The sequence below is a fragment of the Streptomyces sp. NPDC045968 genome (assembly GCF_056430475.1).
In genome coordinates, this window is the sequence record NZ_JBWKLF010000010.1 from 206,352 (window position 1) to 221,122 (window position 14,771).

Below are 14,771 nucleotides of genomic sequence, written 5' to 3' on the forward strand. Positions count from 1 at the left end.
GCGTCCACGACACGTCAAGCGCTGCCAAAACTCGGGTGCTCTTCGTGCTGGTCAACGATTCCGGGGCGGAACGCGAGTGTTCTGGTTGCGGCAGCCGGGCGTTCATCGCGGACAGCGAGTCTTATTGGAGGCGTCGGTATGCGCGGCAGGGGCATCCACTACGACACCGGCATGTATGTCCTCGGCAAACACTCCCGGCCGACCTTCAACCCCAGTGTCGTCGAGAGAGAGATACGGATCATCGCTGATGATCTTCACTGCAACGCCATCCGCGTCATCGGTGACGATCCCGACCGGATCGACGTAGCGGCGCGGTGCGCAGCGGCGGCGGGACTACAGGTCTGGTACTCGCCCTTCCCCTGCGACATGACGAACGATCAGATGCTGTCGCTCCTTGTCGACTGCGCGGAGCGGGCTGAACGGCTGCGCCGTGACGGCACGGACGTCGTTCTCGTCACCGGCTGCGAGCTGAGCCTGTTCGCCCAGGGATACCTTCCCGGCGATACCTTCGCGGATCGCGTCCCGGTGCTCGCCGGCCCCGACCGCGAAACCGCCCTCCAAGGCATCCCTGACCGGGGCAACACCTTCCTCAGGGAGGTCGTCGCCGCCGTACGGCCCGTCTTCGGCGGCCCAGTCACATATGCCTCCAACCCTTTGGACGGAGTGGACTGGGAGCCGTTCGACATCATCGGTCTTGATGCCTTCCGTGGCCTGCGCAACGCCGCCACCTACCGCGACGACCTGCGCAAGGAATTCACCCACGGCAAGCCGGTGGCCATCCTGGAAGTGGGCTGCTGCACCTTCCAGGGAGCCGGCGATTACGGTGGCGCGGGCTGGTACGTGGCGATGGAAGCAGACGGCGTCACGCTCAAGTCCGACCTGGTGCGCGACGAGAGCGAGCAGGTCCGGTACATCGACGACCTCATGCCCATTTTCGACGAGGAGGGCGTCGACGCCGTCTTCTGGTTCAGTTGCATCGACTGCCGCGCCCCGCACCGCACGGACGGTGCCCCTATCTGGACATGGCCTCCTATGGCATCGTCAAGCTCCTCGAGCAGGACCACGGCCTCCCCTCGTCCTCACGCGCCTATCCCGACATGCCCTGGGAACCGAAGCATGCCTTCTATGCGCTCGCCAACCGCTACCAACGCCTCGGAACAGGGGACCGCTGATCCGTCTGGGGGATAGGGCCCGCTGCCGAGACGCACGGTTGACGACGCCGCAGAGGAGAGGCGCCGAGCGGAGGTGACGCAGACGAGGACGAACAGATTCGCGTTACGAGCCCTCGATAGGCAGCCCTGCAATGAACTCTGAAAGATCGGATGCTCGGGGTGGCGTCTGCCCTTGCAGGAACCGCTGGTAGTGGTCGGCGACGAGACGACGCAGCTCCGCCTCGGCCGGTTCATCACCGCGGAGCTCAAGGGTGACCTGGTGCGGCTCACCCCTCATGCGCAACGGTCTGGCAAGCGCGTCGAACCCACAGGCGTACTCGTCGGGCATCTCCCACCATGCCTCGGCGAACGCTTGGTCCTGGAGGACGTACATGTAGTAGTCGTCATCGAAGAGGACCACGGGGCCTATCGGTGTAGTCATTCGTGGAGTATCGCGCAACCTGCAGGTCAGATGCGTAACGCAGCAGGCCTGAGCCCTAACTTCGCGCACCAATTGAGATGACGTCTAGGACGCCGTTTCTTATGGCTTGCTCTCTCCGTGAATCGTGCATGACGGATCTGGTCGAACGGCTGGTGCCGGACGAGTTGTGGGCGCTGTTTCGGCGTGTGGTGCACCGACAGAGCTGAAGCGTCCACAGGGCGGAGGCCGACGCCGTGCGGGTGATCGTGAGGCATTTTTGGCAGCGATCATCTTCGTGGCTACTTCTGGATGCACATGGCGGCAGCTGCCGCCTGTCTTCGGTCCGTGCTTGCACACCGTCTACCGACGCTTCGCCCAGTGGAGCAGAGCTCGCGTCTGGGCCCGGCTCCACCGTGTCGTACTCGACGAACTCGGTGTTCGTGGCGAGCTGGCCTGGTCGCGGTGCGCGATCGATTCGGTCAGTGTGCGCGCGGCGAAAAGGGGGCCCTAGACCGGACCGAATCCGACGACTACGACCACCTGCGCCGATGGCTCAGTGAGCGCGGCATTCGCCACCGCATCGCACACCCTGGTATCGAGTCCTCGCAGCGGCTGGGCCACCACCGATGGGTCGTCGAACGGACCGTGTCTTGGCTGGCGGGCTGCCGACGTCTGCACCGACGCATGAACGGAACGCATGAACGGAAGCCGGAACACTTCCTCGCCTTCGTCGGCATAGCCGCAGTCCTTATCTGCCACCGCGGCTATGACGCAGTTGTGCACCTACAGATCGACGCGTTGGGGCCTAGCTTCTTCCCTTCCATAGGCCAGCACACGGGTGCGCACTTCCCGCATGCGGTCGATGTCTTCGTCCGGCACGCTGAGCTCCGCCTCGATCTCAGCTTCATCCAGCCCCAGTTCGTCCAGTGAATCGACGTGCAACAACACCGTGAGCAGCCCACCCGACAGAGCGACCTCACGGACGCACCCATAGGCAGTGCCCTGGTCCTGTGTAACCAGGCAATGAGCGTCGAACCCGAGGGACACGTCCTGGCGGGACGGATCGCCGATGCGGCTCATGAACAACAGGAGGAAGCCATCGCCGTCATCGTCCTCGGAGACACCAACCTGCACCAGGTCGCTGTCGGGATCGATCTCTGCCGTAACCACTCGTGCGGCGAATCTGTATGCCATGACAGGGTTTTCGCAGGCCGGCGAAGCGGTCTGTCACGCAGGGTGGCTACCTAGGCGAGAACCAGGAACAGCTGTTGTTGTGTTCCAGGAACGATGATGTCTCGGCAGCGCCTCGAATGGTGGCGAGAAGCAGGAACAGTGACGCCTGCCGAGGAGGGGCAACGCCCTGTGGTGAGGATCGCTTTGGGGCGCGCCCCTTGTGATCACGTCCAGAACAGCCACACCATCTGCCCCTGTCCTGCGCGGCAGCGGCGGGGCCGTTCTCCGTTATGAGGATGGCTCACTGACGCTGCGCCGCGGGGACGAATAGACGCGCATACCCCTGCGGGCCGTTCGGGACGTCGTACCGGACGGCCGGGCCGTGACTGTGAAGCTGCGGGTCCCGGCCGGGGCCACGCCCGTCGTCCACCGGGTCGAGGGCAGCAACGCGGCCGCGGTCAGCCTGTTCGCGACGGCAGTGGGCACGGCTCTGGCCGGGCTGCCGCAGTCGGACCCGTCCTTCGACGGCGCCGCGCGGGTGACGACGACCCGCTCTCTGCGGACTCCGCCCACGCCACGTACGCCCGTCAGCGCAGGCGCGCAGGCACGAGCCGGGGTGTGGCTCCTGGTCGCCCTCGTACCCGGTCTCGCGACGCTTATCGGGACGAGCGTGCTGTTCGTCATGCACGGGGAGCCGGGCATGCTCCTGCTTGCGGTGCCGATGGGAATCGTGACGGTGCTCTTCAGCGTCACGAGCGGCGTCACGGCAGAGCGGGCCACGAAGATGTGGCTCCTCCCGTGGCACGGCATCACGGTGATGGCCGTGCGCACCAGTCCGTACGGAAAGAGGGGGATCTACGAGTACACGGACCCGAGCGGCAAGACCCACAGCTACTACCGGGACGCGTACGCGAGCGAGATCGAGACCTGCTATCACCCGGACGACCCCGCGGAGAGCGTCGGTGTCTACCCCGTCTACGTGCGCGTGCTGGCCACGCTCGGAGCGCTGGTGCTGTGGGCCGTGACGGCGGGCCTCATCTTCGTGGCGATCATGGCCGCCACCGAGTGACCGTCACGTGCGGAATCGCTCAGGTGTTTCCAGAACTCGGCGACAAGACTTTCCCGTGGAACCGGGTGTTCTCCCCGCTGGGCGACATACGTTCTCGAGAGTCTTCTACATAGCCACGCAGGGCACCCACCATTGGAAACGACGTCAAGGCGGCCTCGTTTGGATCACCGGGCGGACCAGAGAAAGATGTCCGCAACGTGGAGTCTGGCCATGTAGATGGTGGCGGTCTTCTCGTAGCGGGTGGCGATGCCGCGCCACTGCTTCAGACGGTTGATGCACGCTCAACGCCCCATACGTCGTCGCTCCACACCGAGGTGACGGTGGCCAGGATTCGGTTGACGCTTCGCATCAGGCCGGCGGCCTTGCGCAGCCGTTTGTTGTAGCCGGGCTGCGGGGGCAGGCAGGGGAAGAGGTGGCGCAGGTGGGCACGTGCATGGCGGAGCCCTTTGGCCTCAGAGGTGTAGCCGAGTATGGCCTGCATCGTGGCGAGGGTGCCCAGTTCGGCATCGCTCAGGCAGGGCGTAATGCCGACCGGCGGGCGCCACGGCGCCAGGTCGGGATGCTCCTTCAGCATGTCGTCGGTCGCGCATAGAGTGCTGCCGCGAGGGTGTCCACATCGTTCGTCAAAAAACGATCTTGGACATCCTCGCTCTCGTCTCCGCAGGCCCCCCTTGGACCACACCGCCAGGAGGAAACCCCGTGTCACACCCGCAACTGCTCACCCCCGAGGAGAAGCTCGCCGACGCGAAGAAGCTGTTGAGCCTCCCGCGTATCGTCGTGATCTGCGGCTCCACCCGCTTCATGACCGAGATGAACGAGGCCGATCTGCGGGAGACCGAAGCCGGAAAGATTGTCGTCAAACCGGGCTGTGACATGAAGTCGCCGCACGAACTCTGGTCCGATCCTGGCGAGGCCGAGGCGCTGAAGGTTCGACTCGACGATCTGCACCGGGCGAAGATCCGCCTCGCCGATGAGGTGCTCGTAGTCGGCGACTACATCGGAGACAGCACCCGAGCCGAAATTGCCTACGCCCGGTCGCTGGGCAAGCCCGTGCGGTTCACGCACCCCGAAGTCGACCCTGACGCCTGACCGCCCGCTGCCACCTCGACAACCAGGGCCACCGCCCGCCGCCCACCCCACACCCTCCGCTGGCATCTCTTGGAGTTGATCATCTAGTCGTCGACGGGGACGCCCAGTTGGCCGGCCACGGTGGTGAGGGCCGTTCCCAGCGGGAGCGCGACGCGAGTGACGGAGTGCCGGTCGCCCCGGGTCGGGTCCCGGTTGACGATCAGCACCGGTTTTCCGGCCTGGGCCGCCTGCCGGACGAACCGGAGCCCGGACATCACCGTCAGCGAGGAGCCCAGGACCAGCAGCGAGGCGGCCTCGCTGACCAGTGCGCGGCAGTACTCGACCCGCCGCGGGGGCACGGCTTCGCCGAAGAACACCACGTCTGGTTTGAGGATGCCGCCGCAGACCGCGCAGGACACCACGCGGAAGTCCCCAACCTGCTCGTCGGTGAGGTCCGCGTCACCGTCCGGGTTGATCGCGGCGGCCACCGGCCCGAAGCCGGGATTGGCCTCCTCCAGCTGCCGGGCGAGTTCGCGGCGCAGGGTGAAGGCGCCGCAGGAGAGGCAGACGGCCCGGTCCAGGCTTCCGTGGAGTTCCACGACGTCCTCGCTGCCGGCGGCCTGGTGCAGGCCGTCGACGTTCTGGGTGATCACACCCGAGAGCAGGCCGTGCCGCCCGAACGCGGCCACGGCCCGGTGCCCGGCGTTCGGGCGGGCGCGCCCGAAGGTGCGCCAGCCGAGGTGGCTGCGCGCCCAGTACCGCCGCCGGGCCTGGGCGCTGCCGGTGAAGTCCTGGTACGTCATCGGGGTGTGCCGACTCAGGCTCCCGCCCTCGCCCCGGTAGTCGGGGATGCCCGACTCCGTGGATATGCCCGCCCCGCTGAGTACCAGCACACGGCCGGTGCTCAGCGCATCGGCGACCGGCTCCAGGTCCGTAGTACCCGGCGGCAGGTCTTCGGTAGGGGCCCAGCTCAGAGTGGGGCGCATGCGCATTCCCCCAGGGTACGGAACAGCTCGGCTGAGGGCGCGAAAGTCGCTGAGCGCAGCCAGGCCACGGAGTAGCAGCGAGGTCACGGAGTGAGGGGTCTCCAGCAGTGCTCTTGGCGGGGCCGGTGCCGCCTCCGGAACCGTCGCTGGCCCCGGTCCACGAGCAGGGAGCCGACGCGGCGTCGATGACCGCGCTGTTCGACAGACGGCCAGGGCCTCGCCCCGGCCGGGGTCGCGCGCGGTGTCCCCGATCAAGTCCCCCAAGACACGGAAGGCGCCGGCTCGGCCAAGGGCCCGAGTCTGGCAAGCGCAAGCAGCCGCACACCGGCGGTGAGCGCTCCTCGGAACCGTTGTCATCGGGTGGCTCGCGGCCCGGTTGAGGGACCGGCTGGCCTGTCACCCCTGGGCCGTGTGGGGGACGCGGCGGCGGCGACACAGCCGACACGGCCCGCAGATACGCCCTTACGCCTCTTGAGCAGGGGCCCCTACCCCTCAGGGGTGAGGCTCAAGGACCGAATGAGCTGGGCCAGTTCTTCACGGAAAAGCTTTTCCGGGCTGAGGGCCTGGGTCTGCAGGTGGCCGTAGACCTCGAGTGACACCAGGCCGTGCAGGTGGCTCCAGATGCGCAGGGCGAGGGCCACGGCGGCCGGGGGCAGGTCGGGAAAGGCCGGGCGGACCTTGTCGAGGAGACCTGGGTCGAAGTCGGACCACTCGAAGCCGCTGTCCGCGTAGCGGTGTTCGGCGTGCGGCCAGGCGGCGGCCGCCAGCGCGGTGATGCCGGTGCAGACGCGGTGGGCGGCGTCCGGGGCGGCGCCGCCCTCGGGTGCCCGGTAGCCGGGCACGGGGTCGCCGTAGATGAGACGGAAGCCTTCGGGATTGGCCAGCGCCCAGTTCCTGAAGGCACAGACCCATGCCTGGATCCGGGCGGCCGGGTCCTGGGCAGGGGCGGCTTCCCATGCGGCTTCCACCGTGTCGGCCAGCGAGGTGTAGACGTTGTTGATCAGCGTGGTGACCAGGTCGTCACGGGTGGCGAAGTAGCCGTAGATGGCGTTGGCCGTCATGCCCATCTCGCGAGCGATGGCCCGCAGCGTGATCGCGCCGGGTCCTCCCGCGGCCATCAACTCCAGAGCGACCTTCTTGATCTCGGCAGTCGTCTCGGCCCGCAACCGCTCGCGGCGCCCCTTGATGTTTCCCACGCTTCCCACGGGCACTCACTCTACACAGTCAACATACTGAGTGCCGTATCGTCACTTCACGCCGTATAGTTATTGCATGCCGTGAAGAAAACCGTCGGCATGGACGACTGCCGCACGAGCGATCACCAGGGGAGAGCCATGCACATTGGAGTCATCGGGGCCACGGGCGGCATCGGCAGCCGCGTCGTCACCGAAGCGCTCGGCCGGGGGCACCACATCACGGCCTTCAGCCGCGACGCCACGCGGATCACCGAGGACCGGCAGAACGTCGTGTGGCAGAGCGTCGACGTCCAGGACGCCGACGCCATCGCCGCTGTCATACCGGGACTCGACGTCCTGATCAGCGGATTCCAGCCCGGAAATGCCGCCAAGGACATCGCCGACACCGTGGCCCGCTCGATCGCGGATCCCACGGTGTACGCCACCGCCGCACGAGCACTCCTGAAGGCGCTGGAGAGCCATCCCCGGACCCGGCTGATAGTCATCGGCGGCGCCGGCAGTCTGGAGATCGAGCCCGGACTCGTACGGGCCGACTCCGACGAGCTGTTGCACGAGACCCTCGACGGGATCGGCCTACCGAGGCAGTACGCCGCCGCGGTGCGCGGCCACCGGGACGCCCTGGACGTCTGCGCACCTCGAACCGGTTGTGGACCTACTTCAGCCCTGCGGAGGACATCGCGCCCGGCGAGCGTACGGGCCGGTTCCGGATCGGCGGCGATCAGCCGGTCCTTGACGCGGACGGGCGCAGCCGGATCTCCATGGAGGACGCGGCCGTTGCTCTCGTGGACGAGGCGGAACTGCCCCGCTTCGTCCAGCGCCGCTTCACGATCGGCTACTGAACCGTTGCCGCGGCTGTCGGCCCGGGCAGCGTCACCTGGGTAGTCGGGAGGCCACTCGCCTTGGCCGGCGGCCTGGAGTTAAGGGCTCCGGCTCGTCGCGGACATGCTCGTGAGGTGTCCCTGGTTCCCGCGAGGATTCATGACCAGCAGGGAACATCGCTCCAGCGGAACGAGGCCGTCTCCAACTCGGCCAAGAGTGACCTGCCGATAGGAACGCGGACTTCCGGGGCAAGGGTGTCTGCGTGAGCGATGAACAGACCAGCACCCCGGACGCCGCACACCGGCGCCCCGAAGGCATGAGCGACAAGACCGTGGAAGCCCTGGGCGCGCTGTCGAAGGCGCTGGAGACCACCGAACGAGCCCGCGGCGCCCTGTACGAGTTCCATCAGCTGACTGGTGGCGCCGACCTCGCCGTGGGCGACGCCGTGCGGCTCCTGCGCGAGGCCGGCCACCACGAGGCAGCCGACCTCGTCGAGCGGGAGATCCTGGGCCGCGACGTCATCCCCGGCCACTGGACCTTCCAACTCATCGAGGCGTACAACCAGACCTACTACCAGCCCTTCACCGACATCGAGCGGCGCCTGGTCCACGAGCTTGCCCAGGGCCGCCATCACCTCTACGAAGCCGAGATGAAGGCATCCCGCCGCCCCCGGGGCGGGACTCTTCGCGAGACCACGCACCGGGAGCGGTAGGAGAACGACAGCCGACATCCATCAGCCCAACGGCATCCGTGCGGGGGTGACTGCTGCACGCGGGCGCCGTGCGGAACGCCCTGCTGTCTGTCCGTGCGGTGGGGCGAGAGGCGATGTGCGCCCGTCGGTTCTGTTGTTGGCGCGGCGATACCGGTCAGAACGGCATGCGGCCACGCATACGTCGGCCGGCGGAGCCGCTACGGCCCACAGCCTTGGAGCTGCTGCGGAACGGCTTGCTGAAGATTCGGCCCAGTACGCCCGGAGCCTTGCTGCCCGCGCGTGATCCGGCCCCGAGGGTCCGCTGGGTGCCGCGTTCCGGGTGGCGGGACAACCGCGGCACGAGGAAGGCGAGGACGGCCAGAACGATACAGACAGCGATGATGGCAACAATCGTCATGAAGGGCTCCTCAAGTCGATGTGTCCTGCCGTCTGCCCTCCCGGAACACTGGTATGCGCCACCGCTCCGTCCGCCACCGACTCAAGAGGTCTCTCTGGGGACCCGGTCCGATGGCTCTGTTCTCACACGAACTACTGTGCGGGCGGGTCGGAGACAGCAGGCCGACAGCCAGAGGAGAGGTCTCATGGGGACAGTCGTCCATGTTCCGCAGACGCGGGACATGATCGGGGAGGAGCTCTCGGGGGACGAGGCTCTCAGCGCGCTGCGCCATTACGGCGGGCGCAAGCTACTGCTCGACGCTTTCGCACGGTTCCGGTACGCCGACGGGTTCAGCTTCGCGAGGTCCCTCGGTTTCCAGGTGGTCGTGGGCATGGTGCCCTTCGTGATCGCGCTGGTGGGCGTGGCGACGACGGTGCACACCGAGAGCATCGCCCGGGTGATCGAGCTGACGCTGGAAAGGATCGTGCCCGGTGCCAGCGCCGAACTCGTGCAAGGAGCTTTGCGGGAAACCCGCCACAGCGCTGGGTCGACGTCGGCAGGGGCCCTGGCGATGTGGTTGGGCCTCGGCTTCGCCGTGCTCAATCTCGCGTCGGCGATGGGCCAGATCGAACGGGGCTGTAACCGCATCTACGGCATTGAGCGCGATCGCCCGTTCCTCGCCAAGTACGGACGCAGCCTGCTGCTGGCAGTCGCCGCGGGGCTGCCGTTGCTGCTCGGCTTCCTCGTACTCGTCGCCGGCGAAGCCGTCGGAGACTCGGTGGTGGAGGCACTCGGCTGGTCGCAGTCCTGGCGCGGCTGGTGGGGTGTCCTCGAAATACCGGTCGGAACGGTCTGCGCCGCAGTGGCCTCTGCCGTGATCTTCCGCTGGTCTCCCCGGCGCGTGCAGCCCGGCTACACGTGGCTGGTCTTCGGATCCGCCGTGCATCTGGTCCTGTGGGTCGCGGCCACCTGGCTGCTCGCGTTCTATGTGGGCATGAGCGGATCGTTCGGTGCCGTCTACGGGCCACTGACCGCCTTCGTGGCTCTGCTGTTGTGGGCCAACTTGACCGGCATCGTCCTGTTCCTCGGCATCGCGTTCGCGGCCCAACTGGAGGCTGCCCGAGCCGGTATCACTGAGCCGGTCCATCCGGACCCCGGTACCGGGCCCTGACAATCTCGGTATCAGGGGAGCTTTGGCGACTGGAGGCGTCGGACGCCGCAGACGGGGCAGGCGGGACGCATGCAGGGAAGCTACGCACAGCCCGTGACGTACACGCTCCGCGGTGCGCCCCTTCGTAAGGCGCACGACGTAGAAGCCATCGCGCATCACGGCGGCGGGGGCCGCCATCGACTGCGCAGACACCGCAAGGGCGCCTGGCATCGGCGCGTGCTCGCTTATCGCGAGGTCGAGCTGGTGCAGTCGCCGGGGCAGGGCGCCGGTGACACGCAGTGTCTGCTCCTGGTGCACGTGCGCAAGGTGATTGGCCAGTTGGATTTCCGCCTCTGCGCTGTCTGTGCGGAGGCTGTCATCACCGATGTGGTCATCGAGAAGCAGTTCCATCGCAGTGGGCTGGGCACGAGGGCGCTCTCCCATTTGCGAGCCAGGTATCCGGGAGTCGTCTGGCGGACAACGCTCGATCGGCGCGTGACCCGCGATCTCATGCGCCGGATGAGGGTGCCGAGGCAGGCCGAGGGCATCCGGTGCTCTCATGGGAACGAATGAAACGAATGAGACGGGTCTGGCCATAAAGAGGCGCTCCACCTGCCCGGCCGGGCCAGGCAGAGCGCTTGGCCCTGCCGGCGGCTCTGGCAAGGGCCAGACCCCCGCTCTGACGGTCATCCGCACTGACGACTCCCTCGACAAGACCGAGGCAGCCGCCCAGGGCACCGGCCTGACCGTTCCGCCGTTCGAACTCGCGATCGTGGACGAGGCGCACCCCATAGCCGGCTGGCCGGCCTGGCAGGAGTGGGCCGCCGTCAACGAGGCCTCCCGCATCGCGTGGAGCGGCGCCGCTACATGACCGCGACCCCGCGCAGCTTGGCTGCCGGGACCTGACCGGCTCCGCGAACTCCCGCACCCGCCGCGCCACTCGCTCCGACACGGACACCGACGTTTCTGCCCACTCGACCATCGCTGCCCCCGTCCGGTGGTTCCCGGGCCGCATCGGTCAACGTTCGCCCCGTGGCGTGCTGGATTACGTGCTTGGCTGCTTTCGGGTGATCGCGCACGGAAGCACGGCGTGCCTGAGGTGTCGTCCCATCTCCGAGCGGGTCATGCTTCCGGGCGTAACGCCGGTTCCGGCGGTGCGAATCGCGCGCAGAGGAGTCCCGTGTCGAGCGAAGAGAACAAGAGGTTGGTTCGCCGCTTCTACGCGGAGATCGACAAGGGCAATGTGGAGGCCATGGACGATCTTGTGGCCGAGGACTACAAGGACCATTCACCGCCACCGTTTCCGGGGCTCGGGTCCGGCCGCGAGGGGCTCAAGCAGGTGTTCCGTCTCTTCTGGGAGGCCACGCCCGGGACCCACACGATCGAGGACCAGATCGCGGAGGGCGACAAAGTAGCGACGCGGCTGACGGCCCACGGCGTGCACGAGCGGGACCTTCCCGGCATTCCCGCCACCGGTAACCAGCTCACCATGACGGCGACGGTGATTCACCGCATCGAAAACGGCAGGCTCGCGGAGAAGTGGTCGGACAAGGATCTCCTCGGTTTCCTGCAGCAGCTCGGCGTCATCCCGCCGCCCGGCGGTACGCCCGGATAGTCCGGGCGGGACCGGACCTCGGACCCGGCATGCGGTCCCTGGCTGCGCGCCGGGGAAGACCACATGGCCCCGTGCACATTCCCCATTCCGCAGTACCGTCCTTTCGAAGTTGCGCCACCATGGCCCCGGTTGGTTCCATGGTCGGCCCGTTCCGGGGCCACTGCCCGGAACGGGACGCCCTCACCGGTCACGCCCGGTCCTTGACCCGGATGCTCACCGAGCGCGAGGGCGAACGGCTACCGAGCAGCTCTATGCCGTCGGCGGGACGACCTGCTTGCCCTTCGTACTCGGCCAGGACAGTGACCGTTTGGCTCGGTGCCCCGTGGTTCAGGTGGCTGATCACTGAACATGAGTTGCGTCTGTTCCTTTCACCGGCTCGCGACGAGCTGAAGTGGGCGGCCGAGGCGACGGACAGCGGCGGGACAACAGGCATCCGGCCAGCGCGGCGGCGAGGCCGGCCAGCCCGGCCGCCACGAAGCCGCCCGCGGGCACGGAGACGTCGATAGCCACCCCGACGATCGGAGATCCGAGCGCGAAACCCGCACTCTGGGCCGAGGATTGCAGACCTGTCGCCTCACCCCTCACGCCGACCGGCGCCAGTCGGCTCACCGCGTCGGCCACCGCGGAAAGGGTCGGCGCGGCGAGAAACCCGGTGCCGACAACGGCCACGCACAACCAGGGCCAGTCATGGGCAAGCCCTGCGGGAATCGTCACGAGCCCGAGCAAGCCGAGCAGCACCCATGTGGGCAGCGACCGGGACAGCGCACCGTAGATCAGTCCGCCGGCGACGGAGGTCGCGCCGAGCACGGCCACGACCACGGCGGCCCAGGACACCTGGCCTGCTTCTTCAAGCGTGGCGACGATGGCGAGGTCGACGCCGCTGAGCAACGTCGTGGTACCGAACGCCATCGTCAGTACGGCAATCATGCGGACGCTCAGCCACTCTCGTCGCGGGGGCCGCCCGGCCGCGCCGGCTTCCGACTCGTCCTCGGCACGCAGCGGCGGGTTGAGCAAGGCGATCCCGGTTCCGCCGACTACGATCGCGGCGCCGAGCCCCCACGCCACCACACCGGGGGACACCTTTGCCGCGCACAGGATCACGAACGCCGGGCCCACCATGTACGACAGCTCGCCCTGGACCGACTCCAGTGCGAAGGCGGCCCGACGCTGTTCCGCCGTCGTCATCGCGGCGATCGCCTGCCTGGTCACCGGCTGGGCCGGCACCATCAGCAGACCCGCCGCGAAGCCGGCACCCAGTAGAGCCATGTACGGCAGGATCGGCATGCTCAGCCAGAACACGGCCTGCACGGCGAGAGTCACCAGCAGCACCGTACGCAGGCCCCGCCGATCGATCAGGCAGCCAAGCAGTGGCCCGCCCAGCGCCAGCCCGCTGGTCAGAGCCGCCGCGACACCGCCGGCCGGCCGCTCCTTTACCGATCACCGTCCGGTGTTTCGCTGACCCGGGCGGGCGAGGAGCTTCTGCCGTACGCCGAACGCATTCTCTCGCTCTCCGCGCAGGCCCCCACCGAAACCGGGCGCACGCTTACCGGCCGCTGCGGCGTCGGGTTGCTGGAGGACCTCGCCGCCTCCCAGCTTCCGCAGGTCCTCGCCGACCTCGCCCGGTTGCACCCCGGCGCGACCCTGGAGGTGCTCAGCATGTCCAACGCCGCGATGCGGGAGGCGTACGACAAGGGCCGCGTGCAACTCGTGCTCAACGAGGTGCCGGCCGTTCCCGGACCACCGCGCTGGACGGTACGCCGCCCGCTGGTCTGGGCGATCGGCCAGGGTGTGGACGTCGCTGCCGATCCGCTGCCGGTGGTGCTGTTCTCGAACACGTGCTCCTGGCGTACGTCGGTGCTGGAAACCCTGGAACGTGCTGATCGGCCCTGGCGGGTGACGTTCGAAAGCAACAGCCTGGTCGGTGTGCTCGCCGCGGTACGGGCCGGGCTCGGCGTCGCGGCGCTCATGCCCACGAACCTTGAACCGGCCATGGTCTGCCACGACGCGGACGCCCTGCCCACCCTGCCGGACGTCGAGCTCGGCCTCGCACGGCACCCACGATCCGAGGGCGATCCGCTGATCGACGCCGTTGAGACCGCGCTACGACGCATGATCTGAGTTTCGCCGCCGGCCGGCGCCACCAACTCGGCCTCGTCCGTCTCGGCGGCGGTTGTTCACCAGATGATCGATTCCAAGGGGTAGGCGCGGCTGCGGGTGACCGATGAGCCTGCCGATTCCTGTGACCAGCACTCTTCTTGGTGACAGCCAGGCCCGGTTGACGGACCTCGTACGGGGACAGCCGAGGGGAGTAGATTCTGGCCCTGAATGCAGCGCGGATGAAGGGCACGGCCAGTGAACGGCGACAATCGCATAGGACCGCCCAGCTTTGGAAGCGAACGCGACATGCTGCGGGCTTTTCTCGACTACCACCGTGCGACCCTCGCCATGAAGTGCGACGGGCTTACCGACGAGGAGCTGCGGCAGCAGTCGATGCCGCCGTCCACGCTTTCGCTGCTCGGTCTGGTGCGGCACATGGCGGAGGTGGAGCGTGCTTGGTTCCGTCGAGCGTTCGAGGACAACGACGCACCCATGGTCTGGTCCGACAAGATCGACTTCCAGGCGGCCTACGACGCGAGCGCGTCGACCAGGGACGAGGCGTTTGCAGCCTGGGAGGCCGAGGTGGAGAACTCGCGCCGTGTCGAGCGGGAGGCCGAGTCCCTGGACCAGGCCGGGTATCAGCCACGAAGGGGCGAGGAGGTATCGCTGCGCATGGTGATGGTGCACGTACTCCTGGAGTACGGCCGCCACAACGGGCACGCGGACCTTCTGCGTGAGGGCGTCGACGGGACAGTGGGCGCCTGAGTCCGCAGGGGTTACCGCTCTCCTCTTGGTCAACGAGACCTTCTGTCGGCGTACAGGGAACGTGGATGGGTGTGTACGGATGAACGTGCTCAGGAGGACGGCGCGTCGCAACCGGGGGCGAAGGTGCCGTGGGCGACGCTTTCGGCTGAGCGGTCCCCACGGGCGGCGGTCAT

Annotated in this window: 17 protein-coding genes and 3 pseudogenes; 13 read left to right on the top strand and 7 right to left on the bottom strand. The window is 67.7% G+C overall.

Annotated features, from left to right (window positions below; all coding sequences use genetic code 11):
- Positions 1-138 precede the first annotated feature (138 nt).
- Positions 139-1,188 (top strand): hypothetical protein, encoded by a 1,050-nt coding sequence (locus AC07FA_RS27610; protein ID WP_479079024.1) that lies wholly within the window; start codon positions 139-141, stop codon positions 1,186-1,188.
- Positions 1,189-1,275: 87 nt separating this feature from the next.
- On the opposite strand, the gene AC07FA_RS27615 is transcribed toward AC07FA_RS27610, so the two are convergent.
- A complete protein-coding gene (locus AC07FA_RS27615; RefSeq protein WP_479079025.1) occupies positions 1,276-1,593 on the bottom strand; it encodes a hypothetical protein in 318 nt (105 codons plus the stop codon).
- 128 nt (positions 1,594-1,721) lie between these two features.
- On the opposite strand from AC07FA_RS27615, the pseudogene AC07FA_RS27620 reads away from it, so the two are divergent.
- Positions 1,722-2,316: pseudogene (locus AC07FA_RS27620) on the top strand (transposase); the annotation flags it as partial.
- A gap of 39 nt (positions 2,317-2,355) precedes the next feature.
- Here the strand turns inward: AC07FA_RS27620 and AC07FA_RS27625 are convergent.
- Complete coding sequence (locus AC07FA_RS27625; RefSeq protein ID WP_479079026.1) at positions 2,356-2,766, bottom strand: Imm10 family immunity protein; 411 nt, start codon at positions 2,764-2,766, stop codon at positions 2,356-2,358.
- 361 nt (positions 2,767-3,127) lie between these two features.
- Between AC07FA_RS27625 and AC07FA_RS27630 the strand changes: the two genes are divergently transcribed.
- Positions 3,128-3,814, top strand: coding sequence for a hypothetical protein (locus AC07FA_RS27630; RefSeq protein ID WP_479079027.1), 687 nt, complete (start codon positions 3,128-3,130; stop codon positions 3,812-3,814).
- Positions 3,815-4,094: 280 nt separating this feature from the next.
- Here AC07FA_RS27630 and AC07FA_RS27635 read toward each other — a convergent pair.
- Positions 4,095-4,441 (bottom strand): annotated as a pseudogene (locus AC07FA_RS27635) (IS982 family transposase); the annotation flags it as partial.
- A gap of 72 nt (positions 4,442-4,513) precedes the next feature.
- On the opposite strand from AC07FA_RS27635, the gene AC07FA_RS27640 reads away from it, so the two are divergent.
- Positions 4,514-4,903 carry a hypothetical protein gene (locus AC07FA_RS27640; RefSeq protein WP_479079028.1) on the top strand — a complete coding sequence of 130 codons (390 nt, stop codon included), beginning with the start codon at positions 4,514-4,516 and terminating at the stop codon, positions 4,901-4,903.
- Positions 4,904-4,986: 83 nt separating this feature from the next.
- On the opposite strand, the gene AC07FA_RS27645 is transcribed toward AC07FA_RS27640, so the two are convergent.
- Together AC07FA_RS27645 and AC07FA_RS27650 are read right to left on the bottom strand one after the other, a co-directional pair.
- Entirely contained in the window at positions 4,987-5,874 is an 888-nt protein-coding gene (locus AC07FA_RS27645) for an NAD-dependent protein deacetylase (RefSeq protein ID WP_479079029.1), read from the bottom strand.
- Between the two features lie 479 nt (positions 5,875-6,353).
- Positions 6,354-7,073 carry a TetR/AcrR family transcriptional regulator gene (locus AC07FA_RS27650; protein ID WP_479079030.1) on the bottom strand — a complete coding sequence of 240 codons (720 nt, stop codon included), beginning with the start codon at positions 7,071-7,073 and terminating at the stop codon, positions 6,354-6,356.
- A 129-nt stretch (positions 7,074-7,202) separates the two neighbouring features.
- Here AC07FA_RS27650 and AC07FA_RS27655 point away from each other — a divergent pair.
- The 3 genes and pseudogenes from AC07FA_RS27655 to AC07FA_RS27665 form a co-directional block, all read left to right on the top strand.
- Positions 7,203-7,553, top strand: a pseudogene (locus tag AC07FA_RS27655) (NAD(P)-dependent oxidoreductase); the annotation flags it as partial.
- A gap of 155 nt (positions 7,554-7,708) precedes the next feature.
- A complete protein-coding gene (locus AC07FA_RS27660) occupies positions 7,709-7,903 on the top strand; it encodes a hypothetical protein (RefSeq protein WP_479079155.1) in 195 nt (64 codons plus the stop codon).
- A 296-nt stretch (positions 7,904-8,199) separates the two neighbouring features.
- Positions 8,200-8,595, top strand: coding sequence for a hypothetical protein (locus AC07FA_RS27665; RefSeq protein ID WP_479079145.1), 396 nt, complete (start codon positions 8,200-8,202; stop codon positions 8,593-8,595).
- Between the two features lie 154 nt (positions 8,596-8,749).
- Here the strand turns inward: AC07FA_RS27665 and AC07FA_RS27670 are convergent, their stop codons facing one another.
- Positions 8,750-8,992 (bottom strand): DUF6411 family protein, encoded by a 243-nt coding sequence (locus tag AC07FA_RS27670; RefSeq protein ID WP_479079031.1) that lies wholly within the window; start codon positions 8,990-8,992, stop codon positions 8,750-8,752.
- Positions 8,993-9,176: 184 nt separating this feature from the next.
- Here AC07FA_RS27670 and AC07FA_RS27675 point away from each other — a divergent pair, with 184 nt between their 5' ends.
- The 4 genes from AC07FA_RS27675 (at position 9,177) to AC07FA_RS27690 (ending at position 11,736) form a co-directional block, all read left to right on the top strand.
- Positions 9,177-10,142 carry a YihY/virulence factor BrkB family protein gene (locus AC07FA_RS27675; protein WP_479079032.1) on the top strand — a complete coding sequence of 322 codons (966 nt, stop codon included), beginning with the start codon at positions 9,177-9,179 and terminating at the stop codon, positions 10,140-10,142.
- Between the two features lie 93 nt (positions 10,143-10,235).
- Positions 10,236-10,694 (top strand): hypothetical protein, encoded by a 459-nt coding sequence (locus AC07FA_RS27680; protein ID WP_479079033.1) that lies wholly within the window; start codon positions 10,236-10,238, stop codon positions 10,692-10,694.
- A complete protein-coding gene (locus tag AC07FA_RS27685; protein ID WP_479079034.1) occupies positions 10,681-10,992 on the top strand; it encodes a hypothetical protein in 312 nt (103 codons plus the stop codon). The genes AC07FA_RS27680 and AC07FA_RS27685 overlap by 14 nt, the downstream gene beginning before the upstream one ends.
- A 309-nt stretch (positions 10,993-11,301) precedes the next feature.
- Positions 11,302-11,736, top strand: a complete 435-nt coding sequence (locus tag AC07FA_RS27690; protein WP_479079035.1) for an ester cyclase — start codon at positions 11,302-11,304, stop codon at positions 11,734-11,736.
- Between the two features lie 339 nt (positions 11,737-12,075).
- Here the strand turns inward: AC07FA_RS27690 and AC07FA_RS27695 are convergent, their stop codons facing one another.
- Positions 12,076-13,134 carry an MFS transporter gene (locus AC07FA_RS27695; protein WP_479079146.1) on the bottom strand — a complete coding sequence of 353 codons (1,059 nt, stop codon included), beginning with the start codon at positions 13,132-13,134 and terminating at the stop codon, positions 12,076-12,078.
- Between the two features lie 99 nt (positions 13,135-13,233).
- Between AC07FA_RS27695 and AC07FA_RS27700 the strand changes: the two genes are divergently transcribed.
- Together AC07FA_RS27700 and AC07FA_RS27705 are read left to right on the top strand one after the other, a co-directional pair.
- Complete coding sequence (locus AC07FA_RS27700; RefSeq protein ID WP_479079147.1) at positions 13,234-13,854, top strand: LysR substrate-binding domain-containing protein; 621 nt, start codon at positions 13,234-13,236, stop codon at positions 13,852-13,854.
- 285 nt (positions 13,855-14,139) lie between these two features.
- Positions 14,140-14,598, top strand: coding sequence for a DinB family protein (locus AC07FA_RS27705; RefSeq protein WP_479079036.1), 459 nt, complete (start codon positions 14,140-14,142; stop codon positions 14,596-14,598).
- Positions 14,599-14,771 lie beyond the last annotated feature (173 nt).